The organism is Nonomuraea fuscirosea, assembly GCF_035917475.1.
In the GTDB taxonomy this organism is placed as follows: Bacteria; Actinomycetota; Actinomycetes; order Streptosporangiales; family Streptosporangiaceae; genus Nonomuraea; species Nonomuraea fuscirosea.
Genome location: NZ_CP109074.1, coordinates 11,413,468 through 11,434,748, shown reverse-complemented (window position 1 = coordinate 11,434,748; position 21,281 = coordinate 11,413,468). Strand labels below are relative to the sequence as shown.

Here is a 21,281-nt window from a genome sequence, read left to right as displayed (position 1 = left end):
ATGAGCGTGCTCGACAACGTGCTGTCCCCGCTCGCGCAGCGCCTGCTGCACCTGGTCACCGGCACCGCGAACGATCCCACACACTGGCCGGGGGCCTCCCGGCTGAGCGTCGGCTTCGCCGGGCTGGGCAGCGGGGCGATCATGGCTCCCACCTCGTACTACGCGCTCGACGAGCGGGCCAGGAAGCGGCTGGTCGAGCCGGCCCGCGAGCTGGTCGGATTCCTGCTGGAGGAGGTCAGGAGACACGCCTACGGCCGTCTTCCCGTGCTGGTGGCGGCGGGGTTGGCGGGCCTGGACGCCGACGTGCGCGCCGTGCTCGCCGAGGGATGCGGGCCGATCGCGGTCGCCGAGATGGACCTGCTGCTCAGCTGGGACGTGGAGCTCAGGGCGCTGTTCAGTGAGGCCGAACGTTTTTCCGAGCCGGTGCCCAGCCTGCCCGAGTGGCTCGCCGGGCTGCCCGGATACCTGGGCTTCGCCCGTACGGCGCTGGAGACGGCGCGCGACCGCGTCGCGGCGATCCACGCGGGCGAGATCCCGTACCGCGCGGAGAAGGCGTTCGACGACGGCGAGAAGCGGACGCTCGGCAGGGCGGTGCGGCTGGCGCTCTTCCGCGACGAGACCTGGCTGCCCGAACTGCTGGACGAGCTCGTACGCGGGATCGCGGTGGCCCCCACCCAGGCCAAGACCCTGCCCTCGCAGGCGTTGCTGTTCGAGATCGCCCGCGCGGCGGAGCAGTATCCGACGCCCGAGGCGATCTCCGCGCTGCGCACCGCCCGCCGCATCACCCGGCACGGCGGGGTGCCGATGCAGCTCGACCGCAAGTTCAAGCGCATGGAGCCGGCTCTGGCGGATCGGCTGGAGGTGGCGTTCAGGATCCCCGACGGGCGGGTACGCGAGACGTTCGGCGAGCACACGGCGGTGATCTCGACCGACGACGGGGTCGAGCTGTCGTGGTGGCACGGGGACAAGAAGCTCAAATCGGTCCCGGCGGCGGTCAGGCGGGAGCACCCCGACGAGGTCAAGCGGCTGCGCGAGCTGGCCAAGCTGACCCAGCAGCAGCAGGCGACCCTCGGCCGGGCGCTGGAGGCCGGCTACACCGGCGACACGGCCGCACCATACCGGCGGCTCGACGGCCATCCGGTCACCGAGCGGCTGATCTGGGAGTTCGAGGTCTCCCCCGGCGTGTGGCGCGCCGAGCTGGGGCTGAACGTGCCCGACCTGCCGGTGCGGCTGTGGCATCCGGCCCGCGCGTCCGTCGCCGACGTACGCGGCTGGCGGGAGGTGGTGCAGGGCAAGGAGCTGCGGCAGCCGTTCAAGCAGGCCTTTCGCGAGATCTACCTGCTCACCCCCGCGGAGGAGGCGGCCGGCCACTGGTCCGGCCGCTTCGAGGGGCACGTGGTGCACTATCGCCGGTTGCGGGCGCTGTTCAAGGACCGGGGCTGGCAGTCCAAGTTCCAGGGCCACTGGGAGGAGGACTGCGACGCGCACCGCGTCATGGCGGGCGGAGGATGGCGGGCGTCGCTGGAGCACTATCTGTCCGGTGACGACTACGCCGAGATCGGCCGCGCCCGCTTCCAGCGGATGGCCGGCGGGGCGTGGCACGACGCGCCGCTGACGGAGGTGCCGCCGCTGGTGTTCAGCGAGGCCATGCGGGACATCGACCTGTTCGTGGCCGTGGCCTCGATCGCGACCGATCCCGAGTGGACCGGCCAGGGGCCCGACCGGCTGCGCGACTACTGGCAGGCCGGCCCGTTCGCGCCCCTGCCGCCCTCCGCCGAGGTGCGCAGGGACGCGCTGTCCCGCCTGATCGGGCGCACGGCCATCGCCGACCGGTGCACCCTCACCGATCGTCATCTGGTGGTACGGGGTGATCTGCGCACGTACAAGATCCATCTGGGGTCGGCGAACATCCTGATGGAGCCCAACGACGCCTACCTGTGCATCGTCTCCGCCCGCGGCCCCCAGCCGGGGTTGTTCCTGCCGTTCGAGGAGGACGGGCGGCTGGCACTCATCCTCAGCAAGGCGTTCCTGCTGGCGAACGACACCGCCATCACCGACCCCTCCATCACCCGCCAGCTCCAGGGATGATCGCCGGATCAATCGACGTCGTCTGCCCTGCCGGATTCTTCGGCTGCCACATCACGCTCCCGTCCCTGCGTTGCGGTTCGCCGGCTTTCGCCCGTACGACCGCCGCGGGTTCGCGGCGCAGGACATGATCTCCATCACACGGCTTCCGGACGATCGGCGGCACTAGCCTGGTGCGGTGGGATGGGATTTGGGTGAGCTTGTCGACAAGTACGACGTGCCGGGTGCGCAGGTCGCCGTGCTGGCCGATGGGGAGATTCGCGACGAGGCTGCGGGTGTGCTGAGTCTGCGTACCCGGGTCGAGGTCACGACCGACTCGGTGTTCAAGGTCGGCTCGATCACCAAGATCTGGACGGCGACGCTGATCCAGCAACTGGCCGGCGATGGCGTGCTGGATCTCGACCGCCCCGTTCGCGACTACCTGCCCGGCTTCCGGCTGAACGATCCGGCCGCCACCGCGTCCCTGACCGCCCGCCACCTGCTCACCCACACCGGTGGGATCGACGGCAACCATTTCATCGACACCGGTCGTAACGACGACGCGATCGAGAGGTTCGTCGCCACCCTCGCCGAGGCCGACCACCTCTTCCCGCCTGGCACCATCCTCTCCTACTCCAACAGCGGGTACGTGATCCTCGGCAGGCTGGTGGAGGTGTTACGCGGCAAGCCCTTCCATGACGTGCTCCGCGAACGTCTGGTGATGCCACTGGGCCTGGGCACCGCCGCCTTCGACGCCTACGAGGCGATTCTGCACCGCGCCGCCGTCGGCCATGTCCATACGGGCGGAGGGGTCGTTCCCACTACGACGTGGGCGGTTTCCTACTATTCCGCTCCCAGCGGCTCCCACTTCGCGATCAGCGCACGCGAGCTGCTGGAGTTCGTCCGCCTGCATCTCACCGATCCCGCGCTGGCGGCGCTGCGTGAACCTCAGGTCGGATCCGTTCCGGACTTCGGCGGCGGTGTCATCGGCTGGGGGCTCGGCTGGATGCTCTACCGGGACGGTGTGGTCGGCCACACCGGCGTCTCCAAAGGGCAGAAGGCCTTCCTTCGTGTCGTTCCGTCGGCGGGGGTGGCGGTGGCCGTACTGACCAACAGTTCGGGCGGCGAGCCGCTGGCGTACGAGATCTTCGATGCGGTGCTCAAGGAGCTCGCCGGTGTCGAGACGGCGCCGCTGCCCGTGCCGCCCTCGAACCCGGCCCGGATCGACGCGGACCGGATGTGCGGCACCTACCGCTCCACGCTGTACGACTTCACCCTCACCAGCGAGCACGACCGCGCGTTCCTCAGCTATCACCCACGCAACGACATCGCCGCGACTCTTCTTGGCGGGCCTGGGAAGCGTGTCGAGGTCGTCCGCCTGAACGACAGCTCGATCATCACCGCCGAGCCGAGATCCGGGGGCCACCAGGTCTTGTCTCTGGTGGGCTGTGACGGACGCGGACGCGCCCGGTTCCTGCACGACGGCGCTGCTGCCTACCGGATCTCCTGAAGGCGCGGTCACGTCACCCAGAGTCGATCTCCGTCTGAGCGCGGTCTTCGAGGAAGGCTCGGGCGGCTGGGTCTGTGGTGAGGGTGGATGCTCGGGTGTAGGCCGTGGCTGCTTCCCGGTGGTGGCCGAGGCGGGTCAAGAGGTCGGCGCGGGCTGCGTGGTAGGGCTGGAAGTGTTCGCGTTCGACGGGCAGTGACTCCAGGAGTGACAGGCCCGTTTCGGGTGAGCGGGTGCGGCCGATGACGGCGGCGTGGGCCACTCGGCTGCCCAGGCTCGGTGCGATCGCCACCAGGGCGGTGTAGAGGGTGCACAGGGCGTTGTCGTCGGTGGTGCCGGTGCGGGCGCGGTCGCAGTGGACGGACTGGATGGCGGCCTCCAGTTGGAAGCGGCCGGGGGCTTGGCCGGGGCGGGCGGCTCGGCGGAGGTAGGACTCGCCCTCGGCTATGAGGTGGTGGTCCCATTCGTGGGGGTTCTGGGCGTGCAGGGGGAGGTAACGGTCGCCGGGGGGTGTGGCGCGGGCAGAGGCGAGGGTGAGGAGTGCGGCCAGGGCCCAGGCCTCGGGTTCGTCGCCGAGCAGGGTCGCGGTCGTGACGGCCAGATAGCGGGCCTCGCCGGCGAGTGATGCCGCCTCGCCTCTCTCGGGGAAGGCCAGGGCGTAGCAGCCGTACACCGCTTCGAGGACCGGGGGCACTCGCTCGGGCATGGCCTGCCGGCCGGGGACGACGAAGGGGATCTTGGCGTCCCTGATCCGGCGCTTGGCTCGTACCAGGCGTTGCGACATCGCCCCTGCGGGCACCGCGAAGGCGTGCGCGATCTGGGCGGAGTCGAAGCCGAGCACGGCCTGCAACATCAGCGGGGTGCGGACGTTGGCGGCGATGGCCGGGTGGGCGCAGACGAACAGCAGGGCCAGGCGGCGGTCCGGGATCCCGTCCGGGTCGAGGTCGTTCAGTGGGTGAACGACGCCGGTGGCCGCCTCCAGTGGCTGGTTGCGGCGGTGGGCGGCGGATTTCCACAGGTCGCGCTGCCGGTTGCGGGCCACCGTCAGCAGCCAGCCGTCGGGATTGTCCGGTACGCCGTCGCGGGGCCAGGTGGTCAGGGCCTGCTCGAAGGCGTGTGCCAGGGTGTCCTCGGCGAGTTCTACGTCGCCGGTCGGTGCGGCCAGGAGGGCGAGCAGCCGGCCGTACGAGGCCCGGGCGCTGCGTTCGGCGACGTGAGCAGTGTTTTCATCCGTCATGTCGGCTCGCCCGTCATGACGACGGGACCCAGGTTCCCGCCTCCGTGTGTACGGCGCCGGGGCGGATCTCGACGGTGCCCCATGACAATGGCGGGGCCTGGCGGGCCCAGTCCAGGGCGGTGTCCAGGTCCGGGACGTCGATGACGATCACACCCCCGAGCTGCTCCTTCGTGTCGGCGAACGGGCCGTCCTGGATTCGCGGCTCCCCGTCCACCAGCGTGAGCGTGGTCGAGCTGGACGACGGCTCCAGCACCTGGCCGCTGACCAGGATCTCGGCCTGCTCCAGCGTGGCGGCGTAGGCGGCCATGGCCCGCATGCCCTCGGCCATCGCCTCGGCCCCGATCGACTCCTCGGTGGCCTCGCCGTAATGGAACAACAACATGTACCGCATGTCTGGATTCTTCCTCTTCAGCTGGTCAGGTAGCGCGCGATCAGCACGCCGGTCGTGGTGGTGATCGTCTCCTGCAAGGCCAGGTCCGTACGTTCTCCCGCGCCGAACAACCGCGTGCCCGAGCCGAGCACGGTCGGGTGGATCAGCAGGACGTACTCGTCCACCAGACCCGCCGCGTGCAGGGAGCGGACGAGATCGCCGCTGCCGAGCACCCTGATGACGCCGTCGAGCGGTGCCCGAAGAGCATCGCGGCGGCCGGGTCCATGCCGCCGACGTACTTGGCGATCACCTCGTCGGCGCACCCGATGCCCCAGCCGCCGTGACGGAAGCCGCCCCTGGTGTCCTCGTCCGCCCGGCCCGGGCCCTGCATGACGCCGTCCAGGCTGAGGTTCGCCAGAACGCTGATGGTGCCCATCTTCTCTCCTCGTGATCGTGCCGGTCGCAGGAGCGGCCGGCACAGTGATGACGAGGTCGGGAGGGGTGAACAGACACGCGGTCGCGCGATGGGTGGAAAAGGTTCAGCCGAGCCAGGTCGCGAGCTGGGACATGGCGCTGGAGGACCAGCCGAGTTTGAGGTGGTTGAGCGGGAGGGTCACCGTGGCGGCGCGGTTGGCGATGCCGTCGGTCGCCGTACAGCTCGCCACGAAGACGGCGCCGTCGGACGGGCCCGTGTGCTCGTTGTGCAGCAGCGCCATGTCCGGCATGTTGCCGCACAGCTGGTAGACCGGCACGCTCGACGCAGTCCCCGCGTTGATGAGGGGCTGGACGAGGGAGCCCCGGTCGATGGCCCACTGGATGCCGCGGCCGGCCGTGTAGAAGCCGGTGCCGCCGTAGTAGGTGGTGTACCAGTCCTGTTCGGCGACGGGCAGCGGGTAGACGTCGTCCCAGCGGTAGAGCATGTCGTCGGAGCCCGGGTAGGCGTTGCCCTCGTAGCTCAGCTCGGGGTGGTTGCGCCACAGCGCGTAGCAGACCATCTGGGAGTGCGGCGCGGGCGCGTTCAGCGAGCCGCCGCATTCAGGAAATATCGCGAAATCGTGGGTCCAGCCGTGCCGGTAGCCCCAGTCGAAGCCCTTGTTCGGCCCGCCGACGAGGATCAGCTTCCTGACGTCGCCCGCGTACGCCGTGCCCCAGGACTTGCGCAGCGACGAGACGTACATCCGCGCGTTGAACGCCCCCTTCGACCAGCCGATCACGTCCACCTGCGCGGCCCCGGTCTTCGCCCGGATCCTGGCGACGGCGTCGTGGATCTGCTCGGCCCAGTAGTGGCCGTCCCCCGTGATGTGCGGGAAGCCGATCGCGAAGACCTTGTAGCCCCGGCCGTCGAGGTGCTGCATGAGCCCCGTGGTGGGGCAGCTCGCCTGGCCGCAGCCGTACGCGCCGCTGGCGTTGGGGTTGGCCCAGGCCAGGTCGGCGGTCTGGTTGGCGCCGTGCACGAGCAGCACGGGGGTGGTCTTGGTGCCCGCCTGCCAGCCCGGCGCGTGGTACAGCAGGAAGCGCGAAGAGTGCGGGCGGGCGACGTCGCCGAAGAGCCGCCTGGTCTGTCCCTTCTGATCGCCGCGTCCGTCGGACGGGTACGTCTCGGCCTGGAACCCGGTGGAATTGTCCTTGTAGCGCTCGACGAGGGCCCAGCCGTTCTCCAGGCCCGAGGTGTAGGTGGCCTCCAGCGTCACCGATCCCGTCGCGGTCGCCGCCGCGGGTGTCGTGACCAGCGCACCGGCCGATAAAGCGAGGGCCGCGACCATCCACGTCCACGAACGCCGTCCCATCAGACCTCCCACGAAGCTGAAGTTGAGCCATGCTCACCCGGCCCAGGACGCCGGTCAATGTGAGCCGCCCCCATAGCCCGGTGTCGGCCGCCGACGGCTTGGACCTCTCATCGCCGCGGAAAACGGACCCTGGCCAGGGTGGACGGTCAGGTCGCCCCAGTGGGCCGGCCAGGCGATGCGCCGGTCGATCGTCCAGGCGAGCAGGCGGGACACGGCCCGGTGGGACGATCACGGTGCCGTCCTCAAGCGCGGCGGGGCCGGCCGCCGGGTCCAGGGAGTCGATCATGCCGGCCGACGATGACGGCGAGCTCCGACAATCGCGCCAGGCTCGCACGATGTCGTGAGGTCAGGCGTCGTCGCACCCCTTCACCCGCACCGGGTAACGCGCCAGTTCTTCCGTCGTTACGCGCTCCTCGCCTATGGGGGCCGGCCCCTCCCCCGCCTTCACGTCGCCGTAGGCCCAGGACTCGGGAGAGATCTCAGGTGTCGGTGTCGGTGTCGGTGTCGGTGTCGGTGTCGGTGCGTTCTCGGCGATCCAGGCGTCGACCAGCCTGTCCCTGGACGGCGCCGTCATCAGGCAGGACACGCCGACCGGCGCCGCCGCCGGCAGCGCCAGGACCGCGGCCAGCCCAAGGCCGACCAGAACCGCGATACGCCACCCCACCGCCGCCTCCCGACCGCGCTTGGACCAGGCGCCCCAGCATGCCTTACCTAGATCACGAACAGAGCACTCACGGTGCGGGGCAGGAGGTCCGGAGTGGCATCGGGGCGAATAGGATCAACCGCGTGGATCTGCACGAAACCGCTGCCCGGCTCGGGGTGCCCGTCGAAGAGGTCGAGCGCGTGCACCGGCTCGCCGGTGACCGGCCGTCGGCTCCGTTGCCCGCCAAGGCCGACGCGCCGGCGCTGCTCGAACGGCTGGCGGTGCGGGCGGACGACGCGGCCGAGATCATGGAGGGCTGGCCCGGCCCGGGCTCCCCGCTGTGGACGCCCGAGCTGCGCTGGCTGCTCGACCGGTCGATCGCGCTCGTCCGGGCCGACGTCGGCGGTCATGAGTGGCTGTCGCCCGGTCCGTCGCTGCCCCGTGAGCGGGGGCCCGCGTGGCGGCATCTGTACGTGTACGCGTACCTGGCCCTGGTCGACGACGCCCTGGGATACCACCGCGACCACGGCATCGCCGCGGACGTGTCGTGGGCGAGCCTGGCGGATCTGGGCCGCAACCTGGCGGTCGACCGGCGCATGCGCCGCGAGGGCTGGCCGGTGATGCAGAGCTGGCTGACCCTGCACTCACGCGGCACCATCTACGAGCTGGGCCGGCTGCAGCACCAGCACAACGACGAGGCCATCGAGCTGCACATCCCCGAGTCGGGGCCGATGACCCCCGAGGCGGTGGACGCCTCGCTCGACGAGGCGCGGGCCTTCTTCCCGCGCCACTTCCCCGACCGGCCCTACCCCGCGTTCTCCTGCGGCTCGTGGCTGCTCGATCCGCAGTTGCTGGAGTACCTGCCGGCGGACTCCAACATCGTCAGGTTCCAGCGCAGGTTCGAGCTGGAGCCGGACGAGGAGCAGGAGGGGAACGACGCCGACGTCGAGGTGCTGCGGTTCGTGTTCCGTACGCTGACCACGCCGCTCGACGAGCTGCCGCGCCGTACGGTGCTCCAGCGCGCGATCGTCGATCATCTGCGGGCCGGTCGCCACTGGCGCGTCCGCCGTGGCCACCTCCCGATGTGACCCGTCAAGGACATCAGCGGTTGGTGAGGCGGCGCAGCAGGATCTCGGCGGGCCCGCGGTGGCCCGTCCTGCGCATCACGTCGGCCAGCAGGATCGACGCGCCCCAGACCGCGACCGCGACGCCGAAGGTGGCCGGCAGGCTCAGGTCGTCGCTCAGGTCGAGCGTGAACGGGTAGAACAGCGCCACCCACACCACCGACTGGAAGAGGTAGAAGGTCAGCGACCGCTGCCCGAGCGCCGACAGCGCCAGCGTGACGGGCCCGCGGTCGTCGCCGATCCGGTACGCGACGAGCCCGACGAGGGCGGCCAGGCCGATGCCGCCGGCGTAGCCGGTCAGATCGTGCGCGAAGGCGGCCAGCCAGGCCACGGGGGCGGAGGTCACCGGCCACGCCCCGGCCAGCATCAGCGCGGCGGGGATCCGGGCCGCGGCGGCGACGCCCAGGCAGATCAGGGCGACGCGGCGGAGCAGTGTCAGGTGCCGCTCCGGCTCGTCGAGGATCCTGCGCCGGGCGGCCCAGAGGCCGGCCAGCATGCCAGGCACCACCATGATCGTGGGCACCGCGGTCTCGACCGGCCAGGTCGGGATGGCGGCGACCAGGTGCAGGCCCAGGCTCGGCTCCATGTACGCGGCCAGGGTGACCGGCGTGCCGGCCGCCGCCGCGATCAGCGCGTTCGCGCTCTGCCAGGTCAGCAGCAGGGTCGCCGGGAGCAGGGTCGCGCCGGCCGTCCACAGCAGCACCGAGTCCCTGGCCCGGACGATCGGCGCGAGGGCGAGCAGCGTCAGTCCGTACACCGCGACGATGTCGATCGGCACCAGGATGACCGTGTTCGCGAACCCGATGACGGTCAGCCAGAGCCCCCGGCGCCGCAGCAGCCCCTTGAACGAGCTCCACTCGGTCTGCCGCCTGGCGAGCTGCCCCAGCCCGTAGCCGAACAGGAAGACGAACATCGCGCGCGCCTGGTTGTCCGCGACCAGCGACTTGACGAACTTGAAGACGCCGTTCAGCCAGGCGGGCCCGGCGTCCCAGTCGGCGACGAGGGCCGGTGCGTGCGCCAGCGCGATCAGCAGCAGCATGAAACCGCGGGCGAGATCCGGTGCCAGCGACCGGGCGCTCACATTGACGGACATGGTGGACATGGGAGTCCTTCCGGGGGTGAGGGTTCTTCCGAACGCACCCACGATGTCCGCGGCGCCTGACAGCGACCTGATGAGCCGGCCTCGCGGCTGTCAGGTCAGCTCGGCCAGCCGGTTCAGCGCCTCCTGCCTGGGCATCTCCGCACCCCTCCGATACGCCGCACGATAATCCTGCTCGCCGAGGCGCGCGGTGAGCTCCGCCACCAGGTCGCGCAGTTCCGGCTCGCCCCGGTCGAACACGCCGCGAATGGCCTGGCTCGTCCCGAGCGCGGTCGCCGCGCCGGCCGGATCGCCCTCCAGCAGGAGCAGGCGGGCCAGGTGCTCCGCCGCCGACGCCGGGTCCCGTGCGGCGAAGGCCGCCAGGATCGCGGCGGGCAGCAGGTCGCGGGCCCACCCGGCCGCTCCGTCCGCCAGCCGGTCGGCCAGCCGGGCCGCGGCCACCCGCCCCGCGGCGGCCTCCGCGGGGATCGACATCTCCCGCGCGAACGCCTCCAGCCGGTCGAGCGTCCGCTCGGCCCGGTCCACCTCGCCGCCGCGGCGGTGCAGGTCGGCCAGGCGCAGCAGCAACTCGATCTCCGAGTACGGCTGCGCCCGCCGCACCACCCGCCGCCGCGCGGCCGCCACGTCCGCCGCCGCCCCCTCCTGGTCACCGCCCCGCATGCGCAGCCCGGCCAGCCAGGAGCGGTACATGACCTCCTCGCCGGCGCTGAACTCGGCGGCCAGGGCTACGGCGCGCTCGGCCATGGCGACGGCCGTGCCGTAGTCGCCCTCGACGGAGTGCACGCGCGCCAGGCTCATCAGCGTCATAGCCAGCCCGTACCGGTCGCCCACGCTTTCGAACAGGGCCAGCGTGACGGCCAGCCGCTCGGCTCCGCCGCGCCAGTCGCCGCGGTCGGTCAGGACGAAGGCGTCCACCCAGTGGGCCGCCGCCCTGGCCCACGGGTGCGGGTGCCGCATCGCCCGGGGCAGCTCGCGTTCGAGCAGGTCGTCGAAGCCGAGGAAGTACGCGGGCGCGATCGCGATCACGGCCAGCATCGGATAGCGGTCGATCGCGCCGGTGCGGTGGACGTCCTCGATCACCGCCCGCGCCTCGGCCGGATCGGGCAGCGACCCGCTGTTGTTGGCCAGCCGGTGCATCGCGGTGAAGGCGGCCAGGACCTGGCCGGGCAGCGCGTCGCCGAACTCCAGCACCTCGGCCAGGAAGGCCTCGGCGCGGGCGTCGAACCGGGCGTTCCAGTAGAGCCAGAGCGGGCCGAGCAGCCGCCAGGCGGAATCGGCGTCGCCGTCGTCGATGGACACGCGCAGCGCGGAGACCAGGTTGTCGTATTCGCCCTCGATGACGTCCTTGGCGCCTACCTGGGCGCCGGTGAGCAGCACCGGCTCCTGCTCCTCCATCAGGTTCCGGAAGAACGCGACGAACCGGGCGGAGGTCGCCGTCCGCTCGCCGGCCTGGCGCAGCCGTTCCGCCGCGAAGACCCGTACGGTCTCCAGCATCCGGTAGCGTCCGTCGCCCTGCACGATCGACTTCTCGACCAGCGAGCCGAGCACGTAGACGACGTCCTCGGCCGGCAGCGGCCCGTCGCCGTCCGGGTCGGCGCAGACGGCTTCCACGGCGGCGACCCCGGCCTCGTCCGGGAAGATCGACATGCGCCGGGCCAGCGCCTGCTCCGGCTCGCTCAGCAGCTCCCAGCTCCATTCGACCACCGCGGCCAGCGTGCGCTGGCGCGGCAGCGCGGCCCTGTCGCCGGACGTGAGCAGCCGGAAGCGGTCGTCGAGCCGCCGGGCGATCTGCCCGACCGGCATCGAGCGCAGCCTGGCCGCCGCCAGCTCCAGCGCGAGCGGCAGGCCGTCCAGCCGGCGGCAGATCTCCGCCACCGGCCCCGACGTGTCCGCGTCCAGCTCGAAGTCCGGCCGCACCGCCCTCGCCCGGTCCACGAACAGCCGCACCGCCGCCGGCTCCGCCAGCGGCGCCAGCCGGCACAGCGTCTCGCCGGTGACCGCCAGCGCCTCCCTGCTGGTCGCCAGGATCGTCAGGTACGGCAGGCGGTCCAGCAGCCGCCGCCCGAACCCGGCCGCGGCGTCCAGCAGGTGCTCGCAGTTGTCCAGCACCAGCACCGCCTCGTCCGCGCCGAGCAGGTCGGCCACCCGCTCCACCGGATCCGCCGCCCGCCCGGCCGCCCGCTGCCCGGGCGGGCCGGGGTCACGGGAGCTGACCGCGCCGAGCACCGCCTCAGCCAGCCGCTCCGACGCGCCGTGCATCGAGTCGGCCGGCCGCTCTGACGCGCCGAGCACCGCCTCAACCGGCCGTTCGGACCCACCGAGCACCGCCTCAGCCGGCCGTTCGGACCCGCCGAGCACTGCGTCGGCCGCCCGGCCCGGCGCGCCGGGACTTCGTTCCGGCGCTGCCACGCCGGCCAGTGGTACGAACCAGACCCGGCCGCGCTCGTACGCCCGGTGCCGGGTCGCCGCCTCCAGGGCCAGCCGGGTCTTGCCGGCCCCGCCGGGACCGACGACGGTGACCAGCCGGGCCGTCTCCAGCAGCCCGGCCAGCAGGTCGAGCTCCTCTTCGCGCCCGACGAAGCTGGTCAGCCGCGCGGGCAGCCGTCCGCGCGCCGCCCGCCCCGGCGGCGCGAACTCGCCGCGGAGCATCGCGAGGTGGGTCTCCCGCAGCTCGGCCGACGGGTCGACGCCCAGCTCCTCGGCCAGCGCCGTCCGGGTCCGCTCGTACGCGGCCAGCGCGTCGGCCTGCCTGCCGGCCGCGTACAGGGCCCGCATCCGCAGGCCGGCCAGCCGTTCCCGCAGCGGATGCCGCGTTCCCGCGTCCTCCAGCTCGGCCAGGACCTCGGTGTGCCGGCTCAGCCGCAGTGCCGCGTCGAACCGGTCCTCGGCGGCGTGGATCCGCAGGTCGGCCAGCCGCCGCGCGGCGGCGCCGGCGAACGGCAGGTCGGGCAGGTCGGCCAGCGCCTGGCCCGACCACAGGTCGAGCGCCTCGCCGAGCAGGCGGGCGGCGGCCTCCGCCCGCCCGGCCGCCAGTTCGCGCCCGCCGCCGGCGGCCAGTTCCTCGAAGCGGAGCGCGTCCACGTCCGCCGCCAGGACCGCCAGCCGGTAACCGCCGGGGACCGACTCCACGACGGCCACCCCGCGCAATGCCTTGCGCAGCCGCGACACCAGGGCCTGCAGCGCGTTGGCCGCGTCGGCGGGCGGCGCGCCGTCCCACAGGTCGTCGATGAGCGCGTCGGAGGTCACCGCCCGGCCGGCGTCCAGCGCCAGCCGGGCCACGAGCGCGCGCGACCGCGCCCCGCCCAGCATGACCCGGCGCGCGTCGTCGTCGAGGACGCGCACCGGCCCGAGCAGCGCGATCCGCACCGGCTCACCCTCTCAGACATCGGCCCCCAGTTGCTCGGCCAGGCGGTCGAGTTCGGCGGTCGTCGCGGGCGAGGCGGTGCTGAGCCCGCTGTGCACGGCCGTCGGGCTGCGCAGGAAACGCCGCAGCACGGCCACGAGCAGCCCTTCCGGCAGGGTCAGCAGCGCGGCGATCGCGCGGGGCACCGGCGGCCCCTGCAGGGCCGCCATGTTCCGCCGCATGAGGCCGATCATGCCGCGGATCGCGTCCGGATCGGTGGCCAGCGCCTGGGGGCCGCCCGCCGCGTCCACCGCCTGGCCGAGGGGCGCCGAGAACGCGGCGTGCGTCTTCAGCCAGGCGTCCATCCGCGGCTCGGCCTTGACGCCGACCCCGGCGGAGCGGAACGTGCGCACGATCCGGTCCAGTCGTGGGGTGGTCCGGCCGCCGGGTTCGCCGATCGGCATCGTGACCAGGCGGGTCAGCAGGCCGGCCGCACGGTAGCGGACCACGTCGCCGTCCATCGTGCCGCCGGAGGTGGGGAAGCCGAGCAGCACCCGCTCGTGGCCGATCACCGCGCCCAGCGGCCGCGCGCCGGCCGCCCAGTTGAGCATGAACAGCACGTCGCCGTCGACGTCCGCGAGTGACTCCAGCACCGCGTCCACCTGGTGGGTGCGGACGACGACGGCGATCAGGTCGTAGCCGCCGGCGGGGCGGTCGACCACCGGCACCTCCACCCGCCTGACGTCCTGGCTGTCCTGCTCGGCGATCCGTACGCCATGCCGGCGCAGGTCGGCCAGGCGCTCGCCCCTGGCGAGCAGCGCGACGTCGTGCCCGGCCTCGTGCATGCGGACGGCGAGCAGGGTGCCGCAGACCCCGGCGCCGTAGACGAGCAGTTTCATGGCGGTCCTCTTCCATGCGGTTCAGTCAAACGTTCGTTTCATTCAAACGACTGTATGCTACGTCCTCATGGCGTCACCCGACACCCGCACTCAGCTTCTCGACGCGGCCGAGCGCCTCTTCGCCGAACGCGGCTACCGCGGCACCTCGGTCCGCGCGATCACCGACCTCGCCGGGGCGAACCTGGCCGCCGTCGCCTACCACTTCGGCTCGAAGGCGGAGCTGCTGGCCGCGGTCGCCCGCCGCGTGATCGAGCCGATCAACGCCGCACAGTGCGCCGGGCTCGACCGGCTGCTCGCCAGGACCCCTGACCCGCCGGTCGCCGAGCTGGTGGCGGCGTTCGTGGGGCCGATGTACGACGAGATGCGGGCCGGGGACGAGGGCGGCGCGCGGACGTCCCGGCTGATCGTGACGATCCTCAGCGACCCGGCCGAGGAGGTGCGCTCATGGACCGGCCCGGCCGAGGACGCGGTCCGCGAGCGTTTCCTGGAGGCGTTCACCCGCGCCCTGCCCGACCTGCCCCCGCAGGAGCTGTGGTTCCGGATCCGGGGCATTCTCGCCGTGACGGCCGTGGACCGCGTCGAGGTGCACAACCGGCCGGCCGGGCTGCCACCGGTGGCGGGCGAGGCGGCCAAGCAGTGGGCGATCACGTTCCTGGCGGCGGCGATGAGCGCGCCACCGACCGGAACCTGACGATTCCGGCCGGCAGCGCAAGACCCCTCAGTCGAGCCAGCGGCCGACGCCCCGCACGGTGACTTCGAGGAGTTCGGCCGGATTGTCCGGGTCGGGATAGTAGATGATCATGGTCGTTCCGGCCGGCAGCAACATCTTGACCGCCTGCACGCAGCCGGCCACGGCCTGCCGCTGCCGATCGGGCCCCGTGCCCTCAGGCGGCACCGCGTCGCAGAATCCGCCCGGATTGTTCATGACGAGCCGGAGCGTGTCGTCCCGCAGCTTCACCTCCCGGGTGGCGACGCGGTAGGCGAGCTGCGTCTCAAGGTGCCAGGCCGGGGGCGCGATCGGCAGCCCGAACGCCTGCCCGTACAGCAGGGCGAGACGCTTCTCCAGGGCCGCCAGGTCGTCGTGCAGCCCGCTTTCGACCGTGTAGCGCGCCCACTTGTCCAGGTCGTCGATCGGCGGCAGGTTCGCGATGGGCAGGCCGCTCGCGTCGAGCAGCCGTCCCGACCCGTCGACGATGTAACCCTGGTTGTTCGTCTGCTTGAGCGACTCGCTCACGTTCCGCAGCTGCTGCGCGGTGTCCGCGAACGGGCACTCCCCGCCCTCCAGGACACAGCCGACCGGCAACGTCCGGCGCAGCGACGTCGCCAGGCTCGACTCGTAGAGGGCCGACAGGATGGTCCGGTCGGACAGGTGCCCGTGCAGGTACATCGGGCCCAGGACCGAGTTGTACTCGGCGAACCTGAGCTCCTCGGGGACGAGGGACTCGACGAAGGTCCCCTTCCACTGGCGCGAGTACTGGTTCCAGTCGGGATCGTCGGTCAGCTCCATGATCCCGGTGAAGCAGTCCGTGAAGTTCCAGGCCGTCCCCTTCCAATGGCTGCCGAAGCCGTTCTTGCACGCGCTGGCCGTCCCGTACTGGGACATGGCGTTGACCAGGTCCAGCGCGGTCAGGGTCATGTACTCCTCGCCGAGCCGGTGGGCCTCGCTCTCCTGGTCGGCGATCCCCCGCGCGGCGAAGTAGAACAGCGGGCTGAGGACGAGGGACATGCAGGCGTCCTGCGCCTTGCCGACGAACTGCCGCTTGCAGTATTCGACGCGTTCCTTCGCGTAGCCCTCCGGGTCGTGCAGCGGGCCCTTGGGGTCGTTGAGGATCTCCTCCACGTACGCGTTGCAGTCGTTGTAGCCGGGCAGGCCGTCCTCGGGGCCCCACTTGCAGTGGCCGTACCACTCGCCCTTGACCGAGTTCAGATACTTCTCCGCCTCATCGCGGTAGTGCTCGAACACCTCGGCGGCGATCTGGGCCGCTTCCGCCGCGCTCTTGTTCGCCCGCAGCGCCGAGGCGTACGCGGCGTCGTAGGCGGCGAAGGCGCTGCTCGCGTCCTTGGCCGCCGCGACGGCCGAGGCGCGGGCCCAGCGTGCCGAGAGAGACGCCTCCCTGGCCGACCGCTGCGCCTGCTTGGCCGCCGCGGCGGCGGTGCGGACCGCCTGCGCGGCCTTCTCCGCGGACGCGGCGGCGTCGCGGGCGTGGGCGACGGCCTGGGTGGCGAACGTCCGTGCCTGGTCGGCCGCCTTGCCGGCGTCGTTCGCGTAACCGACAGCCGCCTCCGCCGCGCCGCGCGCCTCCGCCGCCGCGGCCTGCGCGGTGCGGGCGAACTCGACGGCCTGCTGCGCGATCTGCGAGGTCTCGATCATCAGCGACGTGGCGATGTAGTTGTGCGTCGCGGTCGCGTGGTCGCGTTCCGCCGCGCGGTGCCGGTCCACCTCCAGGAACTCCGCCTGCATCGCCGTCGGGCCGGCCAGGGCCACCCGGGCGCCGTTACGGACCTCGGTCCCGTACTGGTCGTCCCCGGCTATCGCGGTGACCTGCGCCCTGACGTCGATCGCGTACGCGGTGTTGTGCGTGACCTCCAGGAACTTGGTCAGGTCGGCCGGGTCGTCGGAGCGCAGCGCGAGATTGGCCGCCGCCTCGGTCTCCGCGTGGCCGGCCCGGCGGGCCTCGGCCAGGATCCGGCCGACCTCCTCGCGTTCCTCACCGGCCCGCTCGGGATAGGCCGGGTCGTCGAGGAACGCGATGACGTCCTGCCACGAGCCGTCGAGCGCCCGCTGGCCGGCCGCTCTCCTGGCCGGGCTGCCGGTGACCAGGAGCCCGGTCAGGGTCGTCCGGTCGTCCTGCTCCTCGGCGGCGGCGAGCCCGCTTCTGACGAACTCGATCGCGAGGACGCGGTCGTCCGCACCGAGCGCGGCCATGGCGGCGGAGCTGGTCCACGTGCCGGGGATGGTCGCGAAGTAGCGCGCCACCTGCCGTACCTTGCCGGCCGCCACGGCGGGGTCGGCCTGAGGGTCGGCGGCCTGGGCGATCAGGGCGTCGATCTCGGGAGTGTGGTAGCGCCGCATCGACGCGCCGAAGCCGCGTGCCTCCCCCAGCCGGCCCTCGGCGGCCTGCTGGCCGATGTGGCGGGCGAAGGACAGTTCGAGCTCGTACTCGTTCTTGAGCCGTTCGTCGTCGGCCGCGCGCGCCGCCGTGTAGACGGCCTGCGCCGTCTCGGCCGCCCGTAACGCGTCCTCGGCCGCGCGATAGGCGTTGTTCGCGTGCTCCGTCGCCAGTTCGGCCGCGTTGACGGCGCCGCCCGCGTGACTCGCCGCGCTCGCCGCGGCGGCGGCCGCCTGCTCGGCGTAGGACACCGCGCGGGTGGCGGCGTCGCGTGCCTTGCCGGCCGCGTCCTTGGCGATGTCCGCGTGCCGGACCGTCTCCGCGACCGCGCGCTTCGCCCGCTCCGCGCTCGCTCCCGCGCGCGTGGCCGCGGCGAACGCCGCCCGCGCCTCGGCGCTGGACACGCCCGCGTAGTGGCCGGCGGCCTCGGCCGCGCGCCCCGCGGCCTCGGTGTTGGCCCGCGCCGCGTCGGCGGCGGCGATCGCGGTGTACGCCTTCTGGGTCACGTCGTTGATCTGGTTGATGGGCGAGAACCAGGCGGTGATCTGCGGGCCTATCTGCTGCATGGTCCGGTTGTGCGCCGCGGCCTCGTCGGCGGCGTTCGCGTTCAGCTCCGCCCGGGCCGCGGCCGCCCACGCCTCGTCGGACTTCGTGTGCGCCCGCGCCGCCGCGGTCGCCGCGCGTCCCGCCGCCCCGGCGGCGGCCCGTGCGGCGTCGGCCGCCGCCCGCGCGGCCTGTACGGCGACGCGGGAGGCCGCCGCGGCCCGGTCGGCGGCCTCGGCGGCGCGCTGGGCCTGCCGTCTGGCCTCCGCCGATTCCTGTCCGGCCAGCCCCGCGAGGCGCTGCGCCTCCTGCGCGTCCCGCAGGGCCGCTTCGGACTCCACCTTCGCCCGCTCGGACTGCGCCACCGCGGAGATCGCCTCGAAGGCCGCCCGGCGCGTCGCCTCGGCGGCGCTCGCCCGCAGGTCGTCCAGCGTCTGGTTCTCGTTGTCCCTGGCCTGGGCCACCCCCCAGTCGATGGCGACGAACCGCTCCTGCATCTCCTGGCTGCCGTCCTGGAGCGCCCGGTTCGCCGCGGCCTGCACCTCGGGGCCGCCGTCCGCCATCGCGCGGTTGACGACCGCGCGCAGATCCAGCCGGTACGGCACCCGCCACCCCGACTCGATGAACTTCCCGAGCTCCGCCGCGGACCCGTTGCGCAACACCGCGTTCGCGGCGGCCTTGACCTCCGGCCCACCGGCCGCCTTCATCTCGTTCACGCTGGCGCGCAGGTCGATCTCCCTGGCCCGGGCCCAGCCGCCGTCCAGGAACTCCGCCACGGCATCGGGGGCGTCCGAGATCAGCGCGGCGTTGGCGGCGGCGGACACCTCGGGTCCCCCGCGGGCCTTGATCCGGCCGGCCTGCTCGCGCTCGTCCTGCGCCGTGAGACGGGGCAACTGGGTGAGGAAGGCGCAGATCGCCGCCTCGTCCCCGAGCAGCGCCTGCTCGGCGGCCGGGCGGACGTTCACGCCGCCCGTGACCCAGGCCTCCAGGACCACCTGGCGTTCGCAGGCCGGCGGGTCCGCCGTCGTCGCGGCCCGTACCCCGCCGATCGGGGCGCCCATGAGGAGCAACGAGAGCACTACTCCGACGACGCCGGCCTTCTGCCGGCGAGCCCTGTTACATAACGCATTCATCGCCGTCGTTCCCGCCATTTCGGTCGATACTTAAGCAAGGAAAAGGCCGGCCGGGCGAGCCGACCGGCCGGTGATCAGCTGACGACCCGCAGCTCCAGCAGGGTCTCCCGGCAGTTGTCCGGATAGTCGGGATGGCCCTCGTCACAGGTCGTATCCGTACGTCCGAACTGCTCGCTCTCGTCCCGCTCGACGCGCTTGGTCCGCTCGGCGCCGGAGGCCACGTTCACCACGGTCGCGTCCACGTCGTGACCGGCTCCCGGTGAACGGCTGTCGCCCTGGACCTCGTAGACGTTCGGGATGCGGATCTTCACGTAGCCCGTGGGCGCGAGGACCTTGAAGCACACCGCCGTCACGCCGAGATGTGGCTCGCCGATCTCGGTCTCGCCGTTCAGCAGGCCGGGGAACACCTTGATCACGCCGATCCCGTTCTCCGGGGATGCGGTGCACGAGACCCAGATGATCCCGCCGTTCCCGGAGACCAGCTCGAAGTTCTTCGCCTCGGCCGCCTGGGTGCCCCAGTCGGCCTGCCCGGAGGTGCCGGCGTACTCGTGCCGGTAGGTCACGGGATAGGCGAACTTCTCCAGGATGGAGTCAGGGCGGACGACGGGCCGCATGGTGACCCTGGCCGGCACCGCGGGCCCGTAGTAGCGGCCCAGCACCCACGCGATCTGGCTGCCCGGCCGGTAGAGGAACAGGAAGCCCTGCCCGCCGGAGCTGCGGTGGTCCCAGGCGATGATGCGGTCGGCCGCCCTCTTCAGGTCGTAGCCGCCGATGCCGGCCGAGCTGTGGAACACCGCGCTGAACGAGTTCCCCGTGCCGTGCTTGAGGATCCAGGCGGTCGCCGCGCCCGGACGGTACAGCAGCAGGTGATCCAGCTTCCCCGTGTGCTCGTAGTCGTAGGCGACCACCTGGTCCCGCACGTCCTCCAGGTTGTAGCCGCCGATCCCGGCCGAGCTGTGGAACACCGCGCTGAACGAGTTCCCCGTGCCGTGCTTGAGGATCCAGACGGTTCCCGTGCCCGGGCGGTAGGCCACCAGGTGATCCGGCTTGCCCGAACCGTCGTAGTCGTAGGCGATGATCCGGTCGGCGGCGCTCTTCAGGTCGTAGCCGCCGATTCCGGTCGTCCTGTTCAGCACCGCGCTGAACGAGTTCCCCGCGCCGTGCTTGAGGATCCAGACCGTCTCCGCGCCCGGACGGTACAGCAGCAGATGGTCGAGCTTCCCCGTGTGCTCGTAGTCGAAGGCCACCACCTGATCCCGGGTGTCCCTCATGTTGTAGCCGCCGATCCCGGCGTCGGTCGAGGCGTAGACCGGCGTGAACGTGTTCCCGCTGCCGTGCTTGAGTATGTGCACCGTCCCGACCCCCGGGCGGTACAGCAGCAGATGGTCCAGCTTGCCGGAACTCTCGTAGTCGAAGGCGATGATCCGGTCGGCCGCCCTCTTCAGGTCGTAGCCGCCGATCCCCGTGGTCGAGGAGAAGACCGGGACGTAGGTACCGTCCGGGCCACGCTTGACGATGGAGACGCGCTGCCCGCCCGGGCGGTACAGCAGCAGATGGTCCAGCTTGCCGGAATGCTCATAGTCGAAGGCCACCACCTGATCCCGGGCATCCTTCAGGTCATAGCCGCCGATCCCCTCCACCTGGGACCCGTACGTGGCGAAGTCCGCGGTGGGCTCCCCCGCGACCACACGGACCCAGTCCGCCAGGTCGTCCACGCGCACCGCGTCGGCGCCGCGCGGCCCGTCGTCGGCCGCGCCGAGACAGCCGCCCTGCCCGGCGCCGATGCCGAGCCCGACGAGCTCGGGGCCGCTGCCACCCGTACGGAAGACCGGCGCGCCCGCGTCGCCCTGGCAGGCGCTCACGTCACTCGCGTCGGCGCCAGTCCAGCCGAACGAACCGGCGCTCACGGTCCCGGCCACGACCGGCGCGGCGTGCAGCCGGCGCGGCGCCCACTCCTGCGCGGTCCTGCCGAAGCCGGCGACCTGCAACGCGTCCCCCTCGGCCGGGGCGGTGGCGCTGACCCTGACCGGGGCGACGTCGATCACCCGCAAGGCCAGCCGGACCAGCGCCACGTCCCGGTCGCGGTGCGGGTGGATCCAGTCCACGGGCAGCACGCGCCCGCCCGTACCGAGCAGGTCCGTCCTGCCGACCGTCACGGTCGTCGCCAGCGTCGGCGCGCCGGTCGAGACGGACTGCCCCGCGGCGGCGAGGCAGCTGGCGGCGGTGAGCACGTACTGCGAGCTGACCAGGGCGCCGGTGCACCCGTGCAGCTCACCGACGGTCACCTTCGCCACGAAACCCCACGTGCCGTCGGCGACCTGGGTTCCGCCCCGCACCGCCTGGGCCGGGGTCGCCCCGGCCCAGAGCACGATCGACGAGACAGCCAGGGACAACGCAAGAGTGATGACGGATAAGAAGCGGA

At 72.4% G+C, this 21,281-nt stretch carries 15 protein-coding genes; 4 read left to right on the top strand and 11 right to left on the bottom strand.

Annotated elements, in window-relative coordinates:
* Nucleotides 1-2,088 carry a DUF4132 domain-containing protein gene (locus OIE67_RS52790; protein WP_326634739.1) on the top strand — a complete coding sequence of 696 codons (2,088 nt, stop codon included), beginning with the start codon at nt 1-3 and terminating at the stop codon, nt 2,086-2,088.
* 187 nt (nt 2,089-2,275) lie between these two features.
* Nucleotides 2,276-3,574, top strand: a complete 1,299-nt coding sequence (locus tag OIE67_RS52785; RefSeq protein WP_326634738.1) for a serine hydrolase domain-containing protein — start codon at nt 2,276-2,278, stop codon at nt 3,572-3,574.
* 13 nt (nt 3,575-3,587) lie between these two features.
* Here OIE67_RS52785 and OIE67_RS52780 read toward each other — a convergent pair whose 3' ends face one another.
* The 6 genes from OIE67_RS52780 to OIE67_RS52755 all read right to left on the bottom strand — a co-directional run bounded on the left by OIE67_RS52780 (nt 3,588) and on the right by OIE67_RS52755 (nt 7,629).
* Nucleotides 3,588-4,808, bottom strand: coding sequence for an RNA polymerase sigma factor (locus OIE67_RS52780; protein WP_326634737.1), 1,221 nt, complete (start codon nt 4,806-4,808; stop codon nt 3,588-3,590).
* Between the two features lie 13 nt (nt 4,809-4,821).
* Complete coding sequence (locus OIE67_RS52775; protein ID WP_326634736.1) at nt 4,822-5,199, bottom strand: YciI family protein; 378 nt, start codon at nt 5,197-5,199, stop codon at nt 4,822-4,824.
* A 17-nt stretch (nt 5,200-5,216) separates the two neighbouring features.
* The gene (locus tag OIE67_RS52770) at nt 5,217-5,363 is read right to left on the bottom strand and encodes a hypothetical protein (protein ID WP_326634735.1); all 147 of its coding nucleotides are present in this window, start codon (nt 5,361-5,363) and stop codon (nt 5,217-5,219) included.
* The gene (locus OIE67_RS52765) at nt 5,342-5,614 is read right to left on the bottom strand and encodes a hypothetical protein (RefSeq protein ID WP_326634734.1); all 273 of its coding nucleotides are present in this window, start codon (nt 5,612-5,614) and stop codon (nt 5,342-5,344) included. Before OIE67_RS52765 ends, OIE67_RS52770 begins: the two co-directional genes overlap by 22 nt.
* Nucleotides 5,615-5,717: 103 nt before the next feature.
* Nucleotides 5,718-6,869 (bottom strand): esterase/lipase family protein, encoded by a 1,152-nt coding sequence (locus tag OIE67_RS52760; RefSeq protein ID WP_326634733.1) that lies wholly within the window; start codon nt 6,867-6,869, stop codon nt 5,718-5,720.
* 442 nt (nt 6,870-7,311) lie between these two features.
* On the bottom strand, nt 7,312-7,629 hold the full coding sequence (locus tag OIE67_RS52755; RefSeq protein ID WP_326634732.1) for a hypothetical protein: 318 nt from the start codon (nt 7,627-7,629) through the stop codon (nt 7,312-7,314).
* Nucleotides 7,630-7,751: 122 nt separating this feature from the next.
* Here OIE67_RS52755 and OIE67_RS52750 point away from each other — a divergent pair, with 122 nt between their 5' ends.
* Nucleotides 7,752-8,696 carry an acyltransferase domain-containing protein gene (locus OIE67_RS52750; protein WP_326634731.1) on the top strand — a complete coding sequence of 315 codons (945 nt, stop codon included), beginning with the start codon at nt 7,752-7,754 and terminating at the stop codon, nt 8,694-8,696.
* A gap of 13 nt (nt 8,697-8,709) precedes the next feature.
* Here OIE67_RS52750 and OIE67_RS52745 read toward each other — a convergent pair whose 3' ends face one another.
* The 3 genes from OIE67_RS52745 to OIE67_RS52735 all read right to left on the bottom strand — a co-directional run bounded on the left by OIE67_RS52745 (nt 8,710) and on the right by OIE67_RS52735 (nt 14,073).
* Entirely contained in the window at nt 8,710-9,825 is a 1,116-nt protein-coding gene (locus OIE67_RS52745; RefSeq protein ID WP_326634730.1) for a DUF418 domain-containing protein, read from the bottom strand.
* A gap of 99 nt (nt 9,826-9,924) precedes the next feature.
* Nucleotides 9,925-13,197 carry a BTAD domain-containing putative transcriptional regulator gene (locus OIE67_RS52740; protein ID WP_326634729.1) on the bottom strand — a complete coding sequence of 1,091 codons (3,273 nt, stop codon included), beginning with the start codon at nt 13,195-13,197 and terminating at the stop codon, nt 9,925-9,927.
* Between the two features lie 12 nt (nt 13,198-13,209).
* Nucleotides 13,210-14,073: a ketopantoate reductase family protein gene (locus tag OIE67_RS52735; protein WP_326634728.1), complete on the bottom strand. Its 864-nt coding sequence runs from the start codon at nt 14,071-14,073 to the stop codon at nt 13,210-13,212.
* 67 nt (nt 14,074-14,140) lie between these two features.
* Between OIE67_RS52735 and OIE67_RS52730 the strand changes: the two genes are divergently transcribed.
* On the top strand, nt 14,141-14,764 hold the full coding sequence (locus OIE67_RS52730; protein WP_326634727.1) for a TetR/AcrR family transcriptional regulator: 624 nt from the start codon (nt 14,141-14,143) through the stop codon (nt 14,762-14,764).
* Between the two features lie 27 nt (nt 14,765-14,791).
* Here the strand turns inward: OIE67_RS52730 and OIE67_RS52725 are convergent, their stop codons facing one another.
* Together OIE67_RS52725 and OIE67_RS52720 are read right to left on the bottom strand one after the other, a co-directional pair.
* Complete coding sequence (locus OIE67_RS52725; RefSeq protein WP_326634726.1) at nt 14,792-18,805, bottom strand: DddA-like double-stranded DNA deaminase toxin; 4,014 nt, start codon at nt 18,803-18,805, stop codon at nt 14,792-14,794.
* Nucleotides 18,806-18,933: 128 nt separating this feature from the next.
* Nucleotides 18,934-21,252 (bottom strand): S1 family peptidase, encoded by a 2,319-nt coding sequence (locus tag OIE67_RS52720; protein WP_326634725.1) that lies wholly within the window; start codon nt 21,250-21,252, stop codon nt 18,934-18,936.
* Between the last annotated feature and the right edge of the window lie 29 nt (nt 21,253-21,281).

What these genes read in the sequence shown, in the direction of transcription:
- OIE67_RS52745 (WP_326634730.1), bottom strand. Translation starts at nt 9,825, where the DNA reads ATGTCCGTCAATGTGAGCGCCCGGTCGCTGGCACCGGATCTCGCCCGC.
- OIE67_RS52765 (WP_326634734.1), bottom strand. Translation starts at nt 5,614, where the DNA reads ATGGGCACCATCAGCGTTCTGGCGAACCTCAGCCTGGACGGCGTCATG.
- OIE67_RS52790 (WP_326634739.1), top strand. Translation starts at nt 1, where the DNA reads ATGAGCGTGCTCGACAACGTGCTGTCCCCGCTCGCGCAGCGCCTGCTG.
- OIE67_RS52735 (WP_326634728.1), bottom strand. Translation starts at nt 14,073, where the DNA reads ATGAAACTGCTCGTCTACGGCGCCGGGGTCTGCGGCACCCTGCTCGCC.
- OIE67_RS52780 (WP_326634737.1), bottom strand. Translation starts at nt 4,808, where the DNA reads ATGACGGATGAAAACACTGCTCACGTCGCCGAACGCAGCGCCCGGGCC.
- OIE67_RS52775 (WP_326634736.1), bottom strand. Translation starts at nt 5,199, where the DNA reads ATGCGGTACATGTTGTTGTTCCATTACGGCGAGGCCACCGAGGAGTCG.
- OIE67_RS52730 (WP_326634727.1), top strand. Translation starts at nt 14,141, where the DNA reads ATGGCGTCACCCGACACCCGCACTCAGCTTCTCGACGCGGCCGAGCGC.